This is a genomic window from Streptomyces sp. RLA123 (genome assembly GCF_056270165.1).
The window spans coordinates 7,654,693-7,673,440 of record NZ_JBWDOR010000003.1 but is presented as its reverse complement, the minus strand read 5'-3'; the positions used below and the strand labels follow the sequence as shown (position 1 = coordinate 7,673,440).

Here is an 18,748-nt window from a genome sequence, read left to right as displayed (position 1 = left end):
CATCGTGCGCCACCCGCCGGGCCGGGGCCCCCGCCGCCCGGTACCGGTGGGGACCGCCGGCCGTCATCCGTCGGACGTGACCGCGAGCAGCGCCATGTCGTCGTTGCGCGGTCCGCCCACGTGCCGGTACACATCGGTCACCAGCGCTCCCAGCAGCTCCTCCGGCTCGCCGAAACCGACCCCTGCCAGCCGGGTCACCGGGTCGTAGAAGCCGCCGCGGTTGTCGCGGGCCTCGGTGACGCCGTCGGTGCACAGCAGCAGCGTCGAGCCGGCCGGGAACGGCAATCTGTCGACCACCACGGGCCCCTTGTCCAGTCCGACGCCCAAGGGCATGGCGTACCGTGACGGATCGGCGGACCGCACCCCGCCGTCCGTCAGCAGTACCGGCGCCGGATGGCCGAGATTGACCAGCAGCACCTCCCGCGTGCCCCTGGGGAACTCCGCCAGCACCGCCGTGGCGAACCACTCCAGCCCGTCCAGCCGTCCTCGCCGCACGATCTCCCGGCACAGAGCGCGGTGCATCTGCGCGGCCACCGCCGCGAGCGTCGCCTCCTCCCCGGCGGCCATCCGGAAGATGCCGAGCACCAGCGTCGCCGCCTCGACCGCGTCCATGCCCTTGCCCCGGACGTCACCGACGACGCAGAGGAGCCCCCGCGGGGTGTCCTGCACCGCGTACAGGTCCCCGCCGATGCCGGCCACCTCGTCCGCCGCCTCGTAGCGTGCGGCGATCCGCAGCGGGCCCGCTCGGCTGGGCGGTTCCGGCAGCACCGCCCGCTGCACGGTCGCGGCAATCGAACGGGCGGACCGCAGCCGCACCTCCCGGGCGTACAGCACCCGGTTGACCGAGACGGCCACCACCGCGACCACCGCGACCGACAGTAACTCGCTCATGCCGCCGAGCGTGGACAGATAGCGGTAGCGAGCGATGACCACCACCTCCGCGACGATGGTCCCCAGGCCCACCAGGATGGTCCCGTTCATCGACATCACGAGTGCGGCGAGCATCGGGGCGACGGAGAAGAACGCCGTGCCGGTGTACCGGGCGGGGGTGAGGTATTCCGTCACGACGCCGCAGACCAGGAGCGCCAGCGGGAGCACCCGGATGTACGGGGCCACGTCCGCGTGGCTGTCGGGGCCCCATGTGTCCGCCCTCCCCACGCGTCCTCCCAGGGTCCGTCCCGCGACTGTCACCCCAGATTCCCCGGCCGCCGCCCCGTCAGCCACCCCTGGCCCTCTCCGGGGTGAATCGCACACCCCGGAGGCAGGGGCCTTTCCGGGCGCTCAGCGTCGGCGGAGGTACTCCAGCCCCTTCTCGCGCAGCGCGCGGTGCAGGCCGTCATAGGCGGGGGCACCGTCCAGGACGGTCTTGGGGAGCTTGGCGACCACGGTGTAGTTGGTGTCCACCACATTGCCGATCGGCGCCAGTCCGGCCTGGCTGACCAGCTGGTACGCGTCGAGCTGGTGCAGGCCGGTGAGGGACGCCGTCCAGCCGACCAGGTCGTGCTGACTGATCCGGTAGGCGTCCTCCAGCGGGCGCGCCGATCCGGTCGACATCAGGAAGCAATCGTCCTCCAGCCGCGGCCAGGCGGGGGCGCCGCCCTTGATCAGGTCGATCACGACCACGGTGTGCATCGCGGCCTCCACGGCGGTGCCGCAGACCTCGCCCTCCCCCTGCCGGGCATGGCCGTCGCCGATCGACAGCTGCGCCCCGGGCACGTTGACGCCGAGGTAGACAGTGGTGCCGGCGCGCATCTCGGGGGTGTCCATGTTCCCGCCGTGCGCTCCGGGGGTGATGCTCATGATGACCTCGCCGGCCGCCGGCGCGACGCCGACGGTGCCGTGCATCGGGTCCAGCGGCAGGTCGACGGTGTGGTCGGAGAACCGGGCCTGGAACCGGCAGCTGTTGCGGTCACGATCGATGCCGTACCGCCAGACCACCTCCTGGAGCGGGTCGTGGAGCATCGCCGTGGAGTGGGTCGTGGTCAGCGCGCCGAAGTGCGGGAAGGTGGTGGACACCGCCCAGTCCCGGGCGGGCGCGATGTCGACGAAGTGCACGGCCAGGGTGTCGCCCGGCTCGGCCCCCTCGACGTGGACCGGTCCGGTGACGGGGTTGAGGTACGGGAACTCGCACACCGTGCTCGGGAGGTCCTCCGTCCCCCGGACCCGGCCGCCGAAGCAGTCCTCGGTGAAGAGCTCCACGATCGTTCCCGGGCGCACCCGCAGCAGCGGCTCGCGGCCGCCGAAGGTGTAGGCGTACTGCTCGGGGGACGGGTGGAGCGTCACGACGTCGATGTCACTCATGCGTGTCCGGCCTCCTCGGCCGCGGAGTTCTCGTTGGGGAGTTCGGGACGGCGGCCCGCGACGAGCAGGCCGATCAGCAGGACCACGCCGATCGCCAGCCAGAGGAAGCCGAGCCGCTGGGCGGCGACCTTGGCGTTGATCACGACGTAGGTGAGGATCGCGAAGCCTATCGCGGGTGCGATCAGGTGGCGCCACCAGTCTCGGCTCCCGCGTCGGACGACGTAGTGGACGACGACGGAGACATGGAGCACCAGGAAGGCCGTCATGGCACCGAAGTTGACCAGGGAGCTGAGCAGAGTGATGCCGTCCGTGCGGGAGTTCATGTACAGCCCCAGCCCCAGTGAGACCAGCGCGACGAGGAAGGTGGCATTGGCCGGGACCCGGCGGCGGGCGTCGATCCTGGCGAGGAAACCGGGCAGCTGCCGGTCACGGGCCATCGCGAAGAGCAGCCGGGAGGTGGCCGCCTGGGCGACCAGGGAGTTGGCGAAGCCCCAGGCGATGGCGGTGGCCAGTGCGCTCAGCGTCCCCAGCCAGGCGCCCCCGGCCACGCGGGCGGCGTCGTAGAAGGCGGTGCCGTCCGGGTCGCCGTCGCCGATCAGCGTCTGCGGATGGGGCACGAGCATCGCCGCGAGCCAGGTCTGCACGATGAACAGCACTCCGGCGAGCAGCAGCGCGGCGACCATCGACCGGCCGATCGCCTTGGCGGAGTCGCGGTTCTCCTCGGCGAGGGTGGAGATCCCGTCGAAGCCGAGGAAGCTGAGCACCGCGATCGACACCGCCCCGAAGACGAGGGACCAGGAGAAGGTGTGGGCGTCGTAGAAGGCGTGGAAACTGAAGCCGTTGCCCTTGCCCTGGGCGACCGCGACGACGCCCACGACCAGGAAGATCGCGAGCACGACCAGTTCGGCCGCGAGCATGATCTTGTTGATCCTGGCCGTCATCTCGATGCCGAACCAGTTCACGGCGGTGTTCAGCACCACGAAGCCGATCAGCCAGAGCCACACCGGCACCGAGGCGACCAGCGAGTTCATCGCGACCGCGGCGACCAGGTAGAGCAGCGCCGGCACCAGGATGTAGTCGAGCAGGATCATCCAGCCGGACAGGAAGCCGAACGGAGCGCCGATCCCCCGCCCCGCGTAGGAGTACACCGACCCTGCCATCGGGAAGGCCCGCGACATCTGCGCGTAGGAGTGCGCGGTGAACATCATGGCCAGCATGCCGACGGCGTAGGCGAGGGCGACCATGCCGCCCGCACCCTGGAAGACCCCGCCGAAGATGCCGAACGGCGCGATCGGCACCATGAAGACCAGGCCGTAGACCACCAGGTCCCAGAAGCCCAGTGACCTCGCCAACTGCTGGGTGTAGCCGTATGTCTCGAGTCTTTCCCCACCCTGTGCGCTGTCGCTCACGTCGCCTCCCCGGCGGCCGCGGTCCGTGACTGGCGGGGTGATCTTAGGGCGCGCGCCGGGGACAGGGGAACGCCTGCGACAGAAGGAGCCTTTTCAGCGTTGCTTCTCAAGGGTGAGGATGGCTTTGGCTGCTGACGACAGGCGGTTGGGGCTGCAGCGGGCGTGACGGAAAATGCGCCAGCGTTTGAGGGTGGCCATACCGCGTTCGACGGGATAACGGAGCCGGGCGTGGCCCGGTTCAGCGATCTTTGCCGGGTGGTGAGCTCCTTGCGGGGCGGGCGTCTGGTCTGCGTGGCGAAGGTGCCGCCGGCGCCGAGGTAGGCCAGATCCGCCAGGGCGGGGATGCCGAGGCGGACGCAGGTGGCAACGATGCGGTGGGTGCGGGCCGCGGTCAGGTCGTGGGTGCGGCCGGGCAGCGCTCGGGAGATCCACACGATCTCGCCTTGTGGGTCGGTGATGACCTGCAGGTTCACGCCGTGGCGGCGGTGCTTGCCGGAGTAGTCGGCGCGTTGGTCGCCGACCCGGTCGCACTCGGCGAGGGTCCCGTCCACCAGCACGTACTCCGCGTCCGCCTCGCGCAGGGCACTGGTCAGGCCTGGTGCGCGATGGGCCAGGAGATCGATGACCGCGTGCACGTAGGCGTGGGCGGTGCCGACGCTGATCCGGAAGCCGGCCGCGATCTGCGCGAGGGTGTCGTGCTTGCGCAGGTAGACCAGCGCGACCAGGGCCCGCTGCGAGGGCCGGAGCTTGCAACGGCGGACACCCTCCTGGGTGACGATCAGCATCGTCACCCACTCAACCAGCGCGTGAGGCAGGTCCAGTGCGGCAGGATACGTAACCAACGGGGCTCCCCGGCAGAAGAGTTGAGACGTCAGACATCTCGCTCAACCGTCGAGGAGCCTCGTCCGTTTCGCACCGGTCTCCAACCAGTGGGCCGTCACCCGATCGGTGGCCCCGCTGAAAAGGCTCAATGATTCCGGGTGATGGCGGGGACCCGGGCGGCCGGAGCGGCCGAGGTCGCCGGGCACGACGTCGCGGCCGTTGTCAGTGCCCCGCCCTAGAGTCCTGGCAATCGAGAGGGCCGCGCCCGCCTGACGGGCACTCCGGTCCGCCGCTCCCCTGCGCTGCGCACGAAGAAGGGTCAGCCATGCCCGTGACCACCGACTCCACCACCTACCTCGAACTCTCCGAGGAGGGCGGCAGCGCCCACAAGTTCTACGAGGTGCGGCACTTGGGCACCGAGGTGACCATCACCTTCGGACGGATCGGCGAACAGGGCCAGACGCGTTCGGCCACCTACCCGACCATGGACAAGGCGTCGGCCGCCGCGGCGCGCAAGGTGGGCGAGAAGGTACGCAAGGGATATACGCCGGCGGTGCAGGGCGTCCGGCAGCGGCGCGCGGTCACCCGCCGCGAGATAGCCAGCAGCCGTTCGACGGCGCGTCAGGCCGCCGTCCTGTGGCGGTTCTCCTCCGGCGCCGCGGCCTTCGGCATCTTCGTCGGCGAGGACCGCGTCTGGATCGGCAATCAGCGCGGCGACGTCTTCACCCTCACCCACGACGGGCAGGTGACCGGACGCTTCGGGCTGCCCGACGGCGTGAAGTGCATCGTCGCCGACGACTTCTGGATCTACGCGGGCTGCGACGACGGCCGCGTCTACGACCTGAGCGGCAAAGTGCCGCACATCGCCTACGAGATCGCCGAGGACGTCGACATCTACTGGCTCGACATCCACGACGGGCTCCTCGGGGTGTCCGACGCCCGCGGCGGTGTCACCACGGTCGACCACGAGGACGAGTTCCAGTGGCGGCGTGCGGGCGCGGGCGACAGCGCCTGGATGATCCGCTGCGACGACCGGGGTGTCTTCCACGGCGGCTCACGCGGCGTGGCGATGTACGGAGCCCGCGACGGTGCGCCGCTCTGGTCGGTCGCCACGCAGGGTCCGGTGCTGTTCGGGTGGCAGGAGGCGGACGAGGTGTTCGCCGGCACGGGCCGCGGCTGGGTCCACCGGCTCGCCAAGGCCGACGGTGCCGAGCGCGCCCGGTACCGCTGTGACGCCGCCGTCTTCTCCTGCGCCACCTCGCCCGACGGCCGCTACGTCTTCGCCGGCGACAACACCTCGTCCATCTACTGCTTCGCCGCGGACGGCACGCGGCTGTGGAAGCTCGGCACCGGCTGTGGCTCGGCCTTCTCCATGCAGTATCGCGACGAGCGTCTCTACGTCGTCACCACCGACGGCTCGCTGGCCTGCATCGACGCGAGCGAGAGCGCGGTGCGCGAGGCGGAGGGCGGCCGGCTGCCGCAGACCGCGGACGTCAAGGCCGCCGGATGGAAACGGGTCACACCCGCGCGGGAGCTCGCCACCGTCCACGTCGCGCCGGCCGCTCCCGGGGACGGCGTGGTGGTCGAATGCCTCGGGGAAGGTTCGCGCACCCGCATACGCGTGGTCTCCCCGGGCTACGACCCGGCTTGGCGCGTGCAGTTCCCCAAGGACATGCGTGTCGTCGGCGCCCGCTACGTGGTCACCGAGGTCCTGGCCTCCACCCGCGGCGGCTTCTACCGCGCCCGCGGGGACATCAAGCGCCTCCTCTGAGCGGCCCGCGGGGTCCGGTCACGCGGGGGTGCCGGCAGCGCTTCGACCATGGTCGGCGGCGCGGAGTTCGACGCGGGTGCTCCGCCGGCCCACCGCCCGGAAGATCGCCCCGGACCCACGGCCGCAGGGACCATCGCGCCACAGGCCGGGAGCGCCGGATCGAGGCCGGCCGACGGCCGCACCGCCCCGCGAAACCGGTCAGGCGGCCGATGCCCCTGTCCTCACCTGCCAGGTTTCCGCCAGAAATGTACATTTACATGGTGAACGACCGATTGGCACTGCTCTCCGCCGTGGAAAAGGGCATTACGGAAGGCGAGGTGCTCCGGCTCGCGATCCAGCAGGCGGTGGCCGGGCTGGGCGGGCTGGGCGGAACGGTCCACCTGCGCGGGCCCATGTCCGCGCTGCGCCTGGTCTCGACCGTCGGGCTGTCCCCGGCCCTCGTGCGGCACTGGGAGATCATCGATCAGGACAGTGCGGCCGTGCCGGCCCGTGTCCTGGACCGGGACGGCGGGCTGTGGGCCCGGCACGGGGCCGCCGGGAGCGCGCAGCCGCCCGGAACGAGGGCGTGGCCCGGTACAGGCCTGGCGGCCGTACCCCTGTCGGACGGGGAGATCCCGGTCGGATCGCTCACCATCGTCACCGGTGCGGAGGGGGAGCCCACACGGGAGCAGTGGGAGTTCCTGGCCGCGGTGGCCGTCTGGGCGCAGGAACGCATGGGCCAGTCCCCGCCTCCCGCCCGCCCCACGCACGAGGACCCCAGCGGCACCGGCCTGCGGCAGGCCCTCAAGGCGGTCGAGGTGGGCACATGGGACTGGAACATCCGCACCGGCGACCTGGCCTGGGACGACGCGGCCATGGCCGTCTACGGCACCGACCCGGCCGATTTCGTGCCCAAGGTCGAGAGCTGGATGAAGGTGGTCCACCCCGACGATCTGCCGTGGACGCTGGCCGCCGCCGAGACGGCCATCCGCAACCGGGGAGTGTTCGAGGCCGAGTACCGCGTGCGGCGTCCCGACGGTGCTTACGCGTGGACCGAGACCCGCGCCAAGGTGGTGCTCGACGACATGGGCGAGCCCTACCGGATGATCGGCACGGCGTGGGAGAGCAGCGACTCCCGCTCGGCGCGTGCCGCGCTCAGCCGTGCCCTGCGGCACATGAGCGACGGGTTCCTCTCCGTGGACGACGACTGGCGCATCACGTTCGTCAACCTCGTGGCGGAGGACATGCTGGGCTCCCCCGAGGAGGAGCTCTTCGACCGCGTGCTGTGGACGCTGCCGTCATTGCGGCAGATACCCGGCCTGGAGGCGCGCTGCCGGGAGGCCGCCGCCGAGGCGGTGCCCACCAGTTTCGACGTGGCGATACCGGACACGGGGTCCTGCTTCCACCTGCGGCTCGTGCCGGTCCCCGACGGCGTCACCCTCTACTTCACCGACGTCACCGACCACCGTCGGCGCGAGGCCGAGCGGGTCGCCTCGGAACGGGCCTCCGCCGAGCGCTCGGCGCGGATCGCCGAACTCACCGCCGCCCTCGCCGCGGCGACCACGTCCCGTGACGTGGTGGACGCGGTGGCCCAGCGGGTGCTGCCGCCGTTCGGTGCCACCGGTCTGCTCGTCCAGGCGATCGAGGGCGACCGCATCTACACCGTGGGCTCCGTCGGGTATCCGCGGCCCTTCCTGGACGGCATCGAGGGCCGTCCGCGGGCTGCGCAGGACCCGGGATGGCAGATGCTGGCCACCAACGAACCGCTGTTCATCTCCTCGGCCGAGGAGTACGCGGAGCGCTACCCCGGCATGGCCGACCGTCCGCGCATGATCGGGAAGCAGTCGTGGGCCTTCCTGCCGCTGATCGCCTCCGGGTTCACCTTCGGGATCTGCGTGGTCGCCTTCGACGGGCCCCGCCGCCTCACCGACGAGGAACGCACCCTGCTGAGCACCATCAGCGCCCTGGTGGCCCACGCCCTGGAACGCGCGCGGCTCTACGACGCCGAGCACACCCGGTCCCGGGAGCTGCAGAGCGCCCTGCTCCCCCAGCAGCTGCCCGCTCTGCAGTCGTGCTCGCTCGCCGCCCGCTATCTGCCGACGGAGCAGGGCGTGGACGTCGGGGGCGACTGGTACGACGTCATTCCGCTCTCCGCCGGCCGGGTCGCGCTCGTGATCGGCGACGTGATGGGCCACGGCCTGTCAGAGGCCGTGACCATGGGCCGGCTGCGCACGGCCGTCCACACGCTCGCCGGCCTCGAACTGCCTCCCGACGAGATCATGAGCCACCTCAACGACATCGTCAGCGGGCTCGGCGAGGACTCCTACGCCACCTGCCTGTACGCGCTCTACGACTCCACCACCGGATCGTGCAGCATCACCCGCGCCGGGCATCCGCCGCCGGCCGTCGTCCATCCCGACGGTACGGTCCACTTCCCCGAGGCGGCCCCGAATCCTCCCCTGGGCGCGGCGGAGCCGCCGTTCGAGACCGTCGAGCTGGACATCCCGCGGGAGAGCCTCCTGGTGCTGTTCACCGACGGTCTGGTCGAGTCGGCCGAGCGGGAGATCGACCAGGGCCTGTCCGATCTCGCCCACCTGCTGCGCAGCTCGGACGGCGAGGACCTGGACCGGCTCTGCGACACCGTGATCACCAACCTGCTCCCCGCCGGGCGGACCACCACCGACGACATCGCCCTGCTCATCGCCCGCATGCACGCCCTCCCGGCGGACCGGATGGCCTCCTGGCCGCTCCCCCAGGACCCGCAGGCGGCCGCGCTCGCCCGCGGACTCGTCCGGGAGCAGTTGGCGAGCTGGGAGCTGGACGAGCTGACGGCGACGACGGAGCTGCTCGCCAGCGAGCTGATCGGCAACGTCGTCCGGCACGCGAAGGGGCCGATGCGGCTACGGCTGCTGCGGGACACGGAGCTGATCTGCGAGGTCGCCGACGGCAGCCTGACCATGCCCCGCATCCGGCATCCGTCCGAGATGGACGAGGGCGGCCGGGGGCTGCAGCTCGTCGCCTCGCTCTCCCAGCGATGGGGCACCCGCTACACCTCGAACGGCAAGTGCATCTGGACGGCGCAGCAGGTGCCGGGCACCGGCGCCGCCGCCTCGCCCCTGGAGGCGTTCGACGTGGACGCCGTACCGCCCCTCGCCTGAGCATCCGGGAGGTCACAGAATAGACTTTGTATGGATATGTCTGTTGCTGCAGAGGTGCGAGAGGTGGTGCCATGGAGGGGATCGCCGACATGGGCGGTACGGACGGCTGGGGCCGTGTCCGTCCGCCACGCGGCGACGAACCGGTCTTCGCCGAGCCATGGGAGGGCCGGGCCTTCGCGCTGGGGATGCTCTCGATCCGGGTCGCCTGCGGCGGCCTCAACGCCGACGCGTTCCGCCACACGGTCGAGCGGCTGGACCGGTCGGCCTACCTGGACGACGGCTACTACGGGCGCTGGCTCAACGGCGCTGAGCTGATGCTCACCGAGACGGCCTTCCTCGCACCGGGCGCGCTCGATGCCCGGGCCCGCAACCTGCGCGGCGAGCACACAGCGGAGCCGCCGGTCCCGGAGCACGCCAGACCCGGCCGCGCGCCGACCGCCCCCGGCTGGATACGCACCGTGGAGGCCGCACCCGCCTTCGCCGTGGGCGAGCGCGTACGCGCCAGGGACATCTCGCCACCCGGGCACACAAGGATGCCGGGCTATGTGCGGGGGCATGCCGGCATCGTCGAGGCGGTCCGGCCCGCCGCCGTACTGCCGGACACCAACGCCCACTTCAAGGGTGAGAATCCCGAGCACGTGTACTCGGTCCGCTTCGACTCCCGCGAGCTGTGGGGCTCCGGGTCCGAACCCTTCATGGTCACTGCCGAGTTGTACGAGAGCTACCTGGAGACTCCTTCATGACCACCGGCGGAACGGGCGTGCGCCCACCCGTGGCGCTGCGCGCCGAGGCCCTGGAGCAGTTGCTCACCGAGCGGGGCCTGATCGACCCGAAGGTGATGGACGGACTCATCACCGAGTACGAGACCAACGTCGGCCCGCTGAACGGCGCCAAGGTCGTCGCCAGGGCGTGGACCGACCCGGAGTACCGGCTCCGGCTGCTCGACGACGGGACCAGCGCCATCGGGGAGCTGGGGTTCACGGGGCCGCAGGGCGAGCACATCGTCGTCGTCGAGAACACCCCGGCCACCCACAACGTCGTGGTATGCACGCTGTGTTCGTGCTACCCGTGGCCGGTGCTCGGTCTCCCGCCGAGCTGGTACAAGGACCCGGCCTACCGCGCCCGCGTGGTCAAGGAGCCGCGCGTGGTGCTGTCCGAGATGGGCCTCGACCTGGACGACGACGTACGCATCACCGTGCGCGACTCCACCAGCGAGGTGCGCTGGCTGGTGCTGCCCGAGCGTCCCGCCGGGACCGGGCACCTCTCCGAGGAACAGCTCGTACCGCTGGTCACCCGGGACGCCATGGTCGGCGTGGCCAAGGCGAGGACCCCGTGACCGCCCCACTGGACGCCGAGGGTCCGGCGGCCCCGCCGCGCTCCAACGGGGAGTTGGCGTTCGCCGAGCCGTGGGAGAGCCGCGCCTTCGGCATGGCCGTCAGCCTGTACGAGGCGGGCGCCTTCACCTGGCCGCGGTTCCAGGCGGCGCTGATCACCCGGATCGCGGTCTGGGAGGCCGCACACGACGGGGACGGCGAACCGTGGAACTACTACCAGCACTGGCTGGGCGCCCTGGAGGACGTGCTCGCGGGCCAGGGCACGGTGTCCGCCGACGAGGTCACCGCCCGCGCACGGGCCCTGGACCGACGCCCACCCGGCCACGATCACCGCCACGGGCACGACCACCCGCACCCGCACTGACCCTCGCCCCGGGCCGGCGGACGCGCCTCCGGCCCGGAGGGTGACGCGCGTGGCCTGTTGACCCGCGCGTCAGAGTCCGCGGGACGGTTGGGCGTCAGCGCGTCTCCACGACAGACGCACCGTCGGATATCGCAGTACGGCCGGCCGGTTGTGCGGTGCGGACTCGCCGCACCGGGGCCGTGCCCGCCGAACGGCCGTCACTCGGAGCCGCCCGTGGACCCTCCGCGGCGCCGGACGGGCGCCTGGTCCACCTGGCCGAGGCGCCGGGCGCTCCACACCGCCAGGGGTTGCAGGGCCTGCACGAGCGTCCGGCCGTCGGGCGCGAGACTGTAGCGAATCTGCACGGGAGTGGTCGGCACCACCGTGCGCTCGATGAGCCCCTCGGCCGCCAGCTCCTTCAGCCGCTGTGCGAGCAGGCGGTCGGAGATGCCGGTGACCATGGCCCGGTACTCGCCGAAGCGCCGGGCCCCCTGCGACGCGGCCTCCAGGATCCCGCCCGTCCAGCGACGCCCTACGAGCTCCAGGGCGCCCTGCAGGTTCGGGCAGCTGTTGTCGTCGATGCCGCGGGCCTCGCGCGGCCGCCGGGGGGACGGGGTACTCGCTTCCACTTACCCAAGATTAGCACCTAATCCTTTCTTTGTTCCGGGGCAGGCCCCTGACCGACCGTGGAGGCATGACCGATCACGGACGCCGCGACGCCCCGCGGCGAGTACCGCCCAGGGGCGGAATCCGCTGATCAGAGGCCCTGAACACCACTCGGCCCCGAGCCGGTGGCGTCCGGTGTCCACGCACGACCCGCCGATGCCGGCGGAGCCCCATGACCGCCCCTCCACCCCCCGGAAGAGACCATGGCAACCCTGCTCCACCTCGATTCCTCCCTTCACCCCGGTACGGACTCCGCGTCCCGAACCGTGGCCCGGACATTCCGCGACGCCTGGCGGGCCCAGCATCCCGACGGCACCGTGATCCACCGCGACCTCGCCGCGGACCCGCTGCCCCACTTCGGTCTGCCCGCGTTCTCCGCGGTTCTGGTCGACGCCGAGGCCCGCACGCCCGACCAGGTGGCGGCGCTGGCCGGACGCCTGGAGCTGATCGAGGAACTGGAGCGCGCCGACGCCGTCCTCATCGGCGCCCCGATGTACAACTTCACGATCCCCTCGACGCTCAAGAGCTGGATCGACCACGTGCTCCTGGTCGGCCGCACCACGGGCGACGACTCCAGCGTCAAGAACCTCCCGGTCACCGTCGTCGCCAGCCGCGGCGGCTCCTATGCGCCGGGCACCCCCCGGGCCTCGTCCGAGTACGTGCAGAACTACCTGCGCGCCATCCTCGGCGAGTACATGGGCCTGGACGTCGACTTCATCGTCCCCGAGCTGACCGCGGCGTCGGCCAACCCGGCCATGAGTGAACTCGTCCCCCTGGCCGAGGCGTCCTGGACCAGGGCCCTGGAGGACGCCGCGGCCAAGGGCAAGGACATCGCACTGCGCGTCGCCGCGAGCTGATCCGCCGCAGCCGCGCCCGGCGCCACCCCGGCGCCGGGCGCGGCCGGCCACCAGGAGGCGGACGGCCACCAGAGGGCGGTCGGCCGCCAGCGGGCTCGGAGGAAGGAACACCATGACGGTCAGCAGCCGCACCAGCGACGACAGCGCCGGCCCGGCGAGCATCCAGGAGAGCGCCACCGAAGACCTGGCGCGGCTCGTGGAGCACATCGCACGCTCCACGGGCACCGCACCGGACAGGGTCCTGGCCGGTATGCCGGACGACTTCCTGGCCGGGCTCTTCCTCGCGTTCCTCCTGCGCGCCCGCCACATCCGCGAGGCCCGGCCGCGCAGGCCGTGACGGCCCGCCACGACGACGACGGCGCTCCCGCCCGGAACAGGATTCCGGGCGCGAGCGCCGTCGTCGTGGTCAGAGGACGCGCGGGCGCAGCACACCGTCGGGGTCGTAGCGCCGCCGCAGTTCGGCGACGCGCGCACCGGTCGCCCCGGGGTAGGTGCGGGCGAAGGTCTCGTCGTCGGGATGGCTCTCGAAGTTGACGTAGGCACCGTCGGTGTGAGGGAGCAGCGGCTTCCACGCGGCGGACAGCGTCTCCCGGTCCCCGGGAGGGAAGGCCGTGGCGGTGACCAGGGTCCGCTGGTGGCGGTGCGGGTAGGCGGTCGCTGCGGGGTCCGTGTCGTTGACCGCGCCGCCCAGCGACCGCATCTGGATCAGGACGGGCTCCGGGGCGGTCACCGCCGCGACCAGCCCTCGCGCCGCATCAGAACTCATCCGCGTGAGCAGCCCGTTGGTGGTCTCCACCTGCATCTGCCCGCTGTGGCTGTGCAGTTGGGCGGTGGACAGCAACTGCGGGTACGGGAGGAGGTACGTCTGGTGGAGGACGGTGTCGCCCAGCCCCGCGAGCGGTTCCAGCGCGCCCCGGATGACGGACTCACTGTCGGAGGCGACGATCGCGGTGACGGAGGCGACCGCGAAGGATCCCTGACCGGAGAGGTTCACCGCGGTGGACAGCTCCCTGGGCGCCGCGGCCATCATGGCGGCCCAGCGGCGCAGGGCCGTACCGGCGGAGTCCACCACGACGGTGGCCTCGGCGTACCCGATCGTGCCGAGCTCGACCGCCTCGAGCTCGAAGGCGGTCGCGATCGCGGTACCCGATCCGGCTCCGCGCATGACCCACAGCAGATCCGGCTCGTGCTCGGCGTCGGCGCGGACCACCGTGCCGTCGGCGAGGACCACTTCGACGGCGCGCACGTGGTCGATGGTCAGCCCGTACGAGCGCACCAGCCAGCCGACGCCTCCGCCGGTGGCCAGCCCGCCCACGCCGACGTTGCCGTGGTCGCCGGAACTGATGGCGAGCCCGTGCGGGGCCAGTGCCCGGGCCACCTCCGCCCAGCGGGCACCGGCCTCCACGCGCACGAGGCGTGCCCCTCGATCCAGAACCCGGACGCCGCGCATCGCGCTCAGGTCGATGACCAGGCCCCCGTCATTGGTGGCGACGCCCGACAGGCCGTGACCGCCGCTGCGGACCGAGACGTACAGACGGTGGTCGGCGGCGAAGGCCAGGGCGCGCGCCACGTCCCGCGGGGATTCCGGCAGCGCGACGAGGGCCGGGCTGCCCACGCGGGTGTACGTCGAACGGAGCGCGCCGTAGCGGCGGTCCCCGGGCGCGACGAGCTTGCCCGCGAGCCCGGCGGGAACCGGCTGCGGGACGGCGTTCACCGGGCGCTCCGCAGGCGTGCGACGCGCTCGCGCACTGCCGGGACGACCTCTTCCGCGAACACCGCGAGCTGGCCCTCCGGTTCCGCGGTGGGCCAGAGGACGAACGTGTCGAACCCGAGGCCGACCGCCCATTCGCTGAGGGTGTCCACCCAGCGCCCGGCGTCTCCGACGAGGCCTGGCCCATGCCGGCCGCCGATCATTCCGATGACGTTGTAGACGCGGCGGATCGACGCGGGGGCGCGTCCCGCGGCCTCGGCCGCCTCGTCGATGACGCGCTGGGCGCCGGGCACCCGCTCGGGCGGCACGTAGATGTTCAGCGGGGAGATCCAGCCGTCGGCGGCCCGGCCGGTCAGCGCCAGCATCTTGGGCTTCTGCGCCCCGAGCCACACGCCGACCGGCGCGGGGGGCACCGGTCCGGCCCGGTAGCCCTCGACGCAGTGGTGCGCGCTGCGCAGCCGCACCGGACCGCCGGCGAGGGCGCCGTGCAACAGGCTCAGCGCCCCCTCGGTGAAGTCGACCATCGCCGCGCCGCTGCGGGGAACGCCGCCCATGGAGGCGATCGCCTCCGGGAAGGCGCCGCCACCGACGCCGAGCTGGATCCGCCCGCCGGTGAGCACGCCCAGGGACGCGGCGGCCTTCGCCAGCATGGCCGGTGGCCGCAGCTGGAGATCCGCGACATCGGTGAGGAAGGAGATCCGGTGCGTCACCCCGGAGAGGTGGCTGATCAGGGTCCACGCGTCCAGGTGGCCGGGCTGGTACGGGTGGTCCTGGACGGCGAGGTAGTCCAGGCCGCGCGTGTCGGCCTGCTGCGCGAGTGCCCTGGTCCGGGTCGGCGTCCCGACGTCGGGGTCCAGGCTGAGCCCGAACGAGAGGGGGTGTCCGTAGTCATTCATGCCTCCACGCTGCGCACCGGATCCCCCCGCACAAAGTCGAGGGTGAGCTACTTATCCAAAGTAAGTAGCCGCGCGGAGCGGCGGCGCGGGCGTTCTCGCTTCGCGAGCCGCGCGCCGCCCTGGGAAAATCGTCCGCAAGGCCCGTTCCGGGCGGGATTCCGGACGGGCACCACCCCACCCGGGTCGACCCCGCCAGGGACGTCCGGGACCGGCGATGGGACACCGCGCTGTGGACCAGCTACTGGCGAAGATCCTCCAGGCGCACGGCGGCAGCGATCGCTACGCGCAGTTCTCCGAGGTGCGCGCGACGATCGTCACCGGCGGCGGCCTGTGGGCGATCAAAGGGGTGCCGCAGGATCCCGATCCGCGGGAGATGACCGTGCGGCTCCACGAGGAACGGGCGTCGGTGCGTCCCTTCGGCGCACCCGACCAGCGGACCGCATTCTCCCCCGGCCGTGTGGCGATCGAGCGGACGGACGGGACCGTGGTCGCGGAACGCCTGGACCCGCGCGCGTCCTTCGCGGGACACGAGTTCGCCACCCCCTGGGACGCCCTGGACCGGGCCTACTTCAATGGCTACGCGCTGTGGACCTACCTGACCACCCCGTTCCTGCTCGCCATGCCGGGGGTGACCGTCACCACCCTCGCCGACCTGAACGAGAACGGCGAACGATGGCGCGGGCTGCGGGCCGCCTTCCCCGAAGGCATCGCCACTCACAGCCGCGAGCAGGACTTCTGGTTCGGGGACGACCTCCTGCTGCGCCGGCACGACTACCACGTCGACGTCGCGGGCGGGTTCCCCGCGGCCCAGTACCTCCACGACTACATCGAGGCCCAGGGGCTGCGCATGCCGTCCAAGCGCCGCGCCTACCGCTGCGACGACAACGGCAGGCCTCTCCCGGACGAATTGATGGTCGCGATCGACATCAGTGGTCCGGAGTACCGCTGACCGTCTCGCTGTCAGTCGAGTACGGACAAGGCGGCCTCCGCGGCCGCCATCAGCGAGGCCCGATCCGGATTGACGGCACCCATCACCTTCAGGCCCTGCATCGTCACCAGGAGGAACCTGGCCAGGTCGCGGGGATCGCGGGTCGTGGACAACTGCCCGTCCTCCTGCGCCTCCGCGATGACGTCGCGCAGGGCGTCCTCCAGCGCAGTGGTCGTCGCTCGCACATGCGCCGCCACCTTCGGGTCGTGGGCGACCCGCTCGGTGGTGGCGCCGACGATCAGACAGGCCTGCCGGCTGCCGTCCCGCACGACCCCGTCCACGGTCGCCACCAGGGCCTCACGCAACAGCTCGCGGGCCGGGGCGCCGCCGCGCAGCAGGTCGACCAGCGGCAGGGCGTACCGCTCGCGATAGCGGTCCATGGCCGCCAGGTAGAGCCCCTCCTTGCTGCCGAAGGCCGCGTACAGCGAGCCCCGGCCCACGCCCGTGGCGTCGACCAGGTCCTGCACCGATGTGCCCTCGTAGCCCTTGCGGCGGAAGGCGCTCATCGCGGCCTCCACGGCCGTCTCGGTGTCGAACTCCCTCACGCGTGCCATGACGCGCAGCATACACCGAGCAAGAACGGTCGATACAGATTTTCTGTGCCGTCCCGCGTTGCACGGGAGAGGATATTTTGACTCTCCGTTCCGGATATGGCTCGCCGCCGAGCCGGGCGGCACTACGTCCCGGGGTAGTGCTCGTCGGCCCAGCGGCCCAGCGCGGTGAGGGCGGGACGCAGGGCGGCGCCCGCGTCGGTCACCTCGTAGCGGACCCGCGCCGGCGGCCCGGGGTCGACGTCCCTGACGACGAGCCCCGCGTCCACCAGCTCCGTGAGGCGCTCCGAGAGCATGCGCTCGCTGATCCCGGGAACGGCACGGCGCAGTTGGGCGAAGTACGTCGGCGACTCGGTCAGCACGGCCAGGACGAGGCCGGTCCACCGCTTCCCGAGCAGCCCGAAGACGCGTGCCAGGGTGGCGTCCACCTCCCGGCACGGCTCGTCGGGATCGGCCGGTCCCGGCGTCGCGCTCATCGCGGCACCGGGAACGTCCGGGTCGGGCTTTCGCGAGCGGCGGCCGGCGCGGTGGGGCCGCCCCTCATGGCCGCGCCCCGGGAGACGCGTCACCGGCGTCCGGGCGGGTCGGGGCCGGGGAGCCGGGCGACCACGAGCCGAAGACCGCGGCCTGGCCGTGCCGCTTGCCGTCGCCGTCCACCAGGTTCCACATGCAGACGTCCTCGATCCAGAAGTTCCGGCCGTCCTTGCCCAGCCGCAGCCCCCGGTAACCGTCGGCGTAGCCACGGTCGTCGACCGCCGCGAGGAGGGCATCGCGGTCCTCCTGGTCACCGGGAGCGGCCGACAGGCGCGACGGCAGACCGACGAATTCGTCCCAGGAGTAACCGAAGCACCCCTGCGCCGTGCGATTGGCGTAGACGAACCGCGGGTCGGCGGAGGTGTCGTGCACGAGCAGCCCGAACGGCGCGTCCTCGTAGAGCCATGCGGCGGCCTCGGCTTCCGAGGACCAGAGCGGCGGGCAGAGCCCGACTCCGACCAGGCGGCGGTGGCTGTCCAGGAGCAGGGACGCGAACCACGGGCTCCGTACCGGGTCGGAGGACACCGGTGGGGCCGCGGGTGCGGGAACCGACGGACGCTCGGACACTCCGGTCACCGCCCTGCTGTTCGGCTCGGTCACGGACATCCTCCACTGGGTAGGCGGCACGGCACGGGCGCGCGGTCGTGACAGGGCCCGCGGTGATTCTAGGTCGCCGGAGCAGGAGGGCGAGCCGGTGCACGGAGGCGGGAGGCCCTCCCCCGCACCCCCGCCGGGTGCCGGCCGCTCCGCGTTCACGTCGTCGCACCCGGGGGGTCATGCGCGTCGCCGCGAGGACGTCCGGGTCAGTGGCGAAGTGCCAAGTCGTGACCTGGGCCCCCCACCCCGTTAACCGGGGATTCCCGGGGAAAGTGGGGGTGATAGATGTACTGGGCCGGTATTCGCGTGATCGGCCGCTTTTCCACACAGCTCGATACGGAGATGAAGACGCAATGTTCCAGCGCATCATGGTCGCCATCGACCCCACCCCCGCCCGCCACTCGGCTCTGCGCCTGGCCCACGGCCTCGCCCGGCTCTCCGGCGCCCGGGTCCACGTCGTGCACGTCGCCACCTCCGCTGTCACGTACAACACGGTCCTGCCCCTGGAGGACGACGCCGAGGCCAAGGCGATCCTGGCCGAGGCCCTCGCCGAGGTCCGCAAGGACGGGGTCGAGGCCGACGGCGCGCTCGCAAGCGGCCTGGTCCAGCAGGTCCCCGACACCATCACCGAGGAAGCCGAGAAGTTCGGGGCCGACCTGCTCGTCCTCAGCCCGCACCACCGCGGCTCCCTCGCCGCACTGTTCAACCCCCGTGTCAGCGACGCGATCGCGCACCGCGTCGGCATAGCCGTGCTCCTCGCCCCCGAGGTCTCCGCGGACGCCGCGGACGCCGCCAACTGATCGTGCGAGCAGGCCGGTAGGTGAACCGGCC

Annotated in this window: 18 protein-coding genes and 1 pseudogene; 9 read left to right on the top strand and 10 right to left on the bottom strand. The window is 72.0% G+C overall.

The window, feature by feature from the left end:
- Positions 1 to 63: 63 nt before the first annotated feature.
- From RV983_RS35125 to RV983_RS35110, 4 genes and pseudogenes are all read right to left on the bottom strand, one after another.
- Positions 64 to 1,158, bottom strand: a complete 1,095-nt coding sequence (locus RV983_RS35125) for a PP2C family protein-serine/threonine phosphatase (protein WP_475989758.1) — start codon at positions 1,156 to 1,158, stop codon at positions 64 to 66.
- A 123-nt stretch (positions 1,159 to 1,281) separates the two neighbouring features.
- A complete protein-coding gene (locus tag RV983_RS35120) occupies positions 1,282 to 2,301 on the bottom strand; it encodes an acetamidase/formamidase family protein (protein WP_475989757.1) in 1,020 nt (339 codons plus the stop codon).
- A complete protein-coding gene (locus RV983_RS35115; RefSeq protein WP_475989756.1) occupies positions 2,298 to 3,710 on the bottom strand; it encodes an APC family permease in 1,413 nt (470 codons plus the stop codon). The genes RV983_RS35120 and RV983_RS35115 overlap by 4 nt, the downstream gene beginning before the upstream one ends.
- A gap of 93 nt (positions 3,711 to 3,803) precedes the next feature.
- Positions 3,804 to 4,552: pseudogene (locus RV983_RS35110) on the bottom strand (transposase family protein).
- 305 nt (positions 4,553 to 4,857) lie between these two features.
- Between RV983_RS35110 and RV983_RS35105 the strand changes: the two are divergent.
- The 5 genes from RV983_RS35105 (at position 4,858) to RV983_RS35085 (ending at position 11,138) form a co-directional block, all read left to right on the top strand.
- Positions 4,858 to 6,303, top strand: a complete 1,446-nt coding sequence (locus tag RV983_RS35105; RefSeq protein ID WP_475989755.1) for a WGR domain-containing protein — start codon at positions 4,858 to 4,860, stop codon at positions 6,301 to 6,303.
- Positions 6,304 to 6,563: 260 nt separating this feature from the next.
- Positions 6,564 to 9,440 carry a SpoIIE family protein phosphatase gene (locus RV983_RS35100; protein WP_475990545.1) on the top strand — a complete coding sequence of 959 codons (2,877 nt, stop codon included), beginning with the start codon at positions 6,564 to 6,566 and terminating at the stop codon, positions 9,438 to 9,440.
- A 71-nt stretch (positions 9,441 to 9,511) separates the two neighbouring features.
- Positions 9,512 to 10,183, top strand: coding sequence for a nitrile hydratase subunit beta (nthB, locus tag RV983_RS35095; protein ID WP_475989754.1), 672 nt, complete (start codon positions 9,512 to 9,514; stop codon positions 10,181 to 10,183).
- Positions 10,180 to 10,776, top strand: coding sequence for a nitrile hydratase subunit alpha (gene nthA / locus RV983_RS35090; protein WP_475989753.1), 597 nt, complete (start codon positions 10,180 to 10,182; stop codon positions 10,774 to 10,776). The genes nthB and nthA overlap by 4 nt, the downstream gene beginning before the upstream one ends.
- The gene (locus RV983_RS35085; RefSeq protein WP_475989752.1) at positions 10,773 to 11,138 is read left to right on the top strand and encodes a nitrile hydratase accessory protein; all 366 of its coding nucleotides are present in this window, start codon (positions 10,773 to 10,775) and stop codon (positions 11,136 to 11,138) included. The genes nthA and RV983_RS35085 overlap by 4 nt, the downstream gene beginning before the upstream one ends.
- 197 nt (positions 11,139 to 11,335) lie before the next feature.
- Here the strand turns inward: RV983_RS35085 and RV983_RS35080 are convergent, their stop codons facing one another.
- The gene (locus tag RV983_RS35080) at positions 11,336 to 11,746 is read right to left on the bottom strand and encodes a winged helix-turn-helix transcriptional regulator (RefSeq protein WP_475989751.1); all 411 of its coding nucleotides are present in this window, start codon (positions 11,744 to 11,746) and stop codon (positions 11,336 to 11,338) included.
- Between the two features lie 240 nt (positions 11,747 to 11,986).
- On the opposite strand from RV983_RS35080, the gene RV983_RS35075 reads away from it, so the two are divergent.
- Complete coding sequence (locus RV983_RS35075) at positions 11,987 to 12,640, top strand: FMN-dependent NADH-azoreductase (RefSeq protein ID WP_475989750.1); 654 nt, start codon at positions 11,987 to 11,989, stop codon at positions 12,638 to 12,640.
- A gap of 112 nt (positions 12,641 to 12,752) precedes the next feature.
- Positions 12,753 to 12,977, top strand: coding sequence for a hypothetical protein (locus RV983_RS35070; RefSeq protein ID WP_475989749.1), 225 nt, complete (start codon positions 12,753 to 12,755; stop codon positions 12,975 to 12,977).
- A gap of 69 nt (positions 12,978 to 13,046) precedes the next feature.
- Here the strand turns inward: RV983_RS35070 and RV983_RS35065 are convergent, their stop codons facing one another.
- Together RV983_RS35065 and RV983_RS35060 are read right to left on the bottom strand one after the other, a co-directional pair.
- Entirely contained in the window at positions 13,047 to 14,354 is a 1,308-nt protein-coding gene (locus tag RV983_RS35065) for an FAD-binding oxidoreductase (RefSeq protein ID WP_475989748.1), read from the bottom strand.
- A complete protein-coding gene (locus RV983_RS35060; protein ID WP_475989747.1) occupies positions 14,351 to 15,247 on the bottom strand; it encodes an LLM class flavin-dependent oxidoreductase in 897 nt (298 codons plus the stop codon). Before RV983_RS35060 ends, RV983_RS35065 begins: the two co-directional genes overlap by 4 nt.
- A gap of 214 nt (positions 15,248 to 15,461) precedes the next feature.
- Here RV983_RS35060 and RV983_RS35055 point away from each other — a divergent pair, with 214 nt between their 5' ends.
- Entirely contained in the window at positions 15,462 to 16,196 is a 735-nt protein-coding gene (locus RV983_RS35055) for a hypothetical protein (protein ID WP_475989746.1), read from the top strand.
- An 11-nt stretch (positions 16,197 to 16,207) separates the two neighbouring features.
- Here RV983_RS35055 and RV983_RS35050 read toward each other — a convergent pair whose 3' ends face one another.
- The 3 genes from RV983_RS35050 to RV983_RS35040 form a co-directional block, all read right to left on the bottom strand.
- Entirely contained in the window at positions 16,208 to 16,789 is a 582-nt protein-coding gene (locus RV983_RS35050; protein WP_475989745.1) for a TetR/AcrR family transcriptional regulator, read from the bottom strand.
- A 122-nt stretch (positions 16,790 to 16,911) separates the two neighbouring features.
- Positions 16,912 to 17,262 (bottom strand): winged helix-turn-helix transcriptional regulator, encoded by a 351-nt coding sequence (locus tag RV983_RS35045; RefSeq protein ID WP_475989744.1) that lies wholly within the window; start codon positions 17,260 to 17,262, stop codon positions 16,912 to 16,914.
- Between the two features lie 64 nt (positions 17,263 to 17,326).
- Complete coding sequence (locus tag RV983_RS35040; RefSeq protein WP_475989743.1) at positions 17,327 to 17,920, bottom strand: MEKHLA domain-containing protein; 594 nt, start codon at positions 17,918 to 17,920, stop codon at positions 17,327 to 17,329.
- A 350-nt stretch (positions 17,921 to 18,270) separates the two neighbouring features.
- Between RV983_RS35040 and RV983_RS35035 the strand changes: the two genes are divergently transcribed.
- Positions 18,271 to 18,717, top strand: a complete 447-nt coding sequence (locus RV983_RS35035; protein ID WP_475989742.1) for a universal stress protein — start codon at positions 18,271 to 18,273, stop codon at positions 18,715 to 18,717.
- The last annotated feature ends 31 nt before the right edge of the window (positions 18,718 to 18,748 follow it).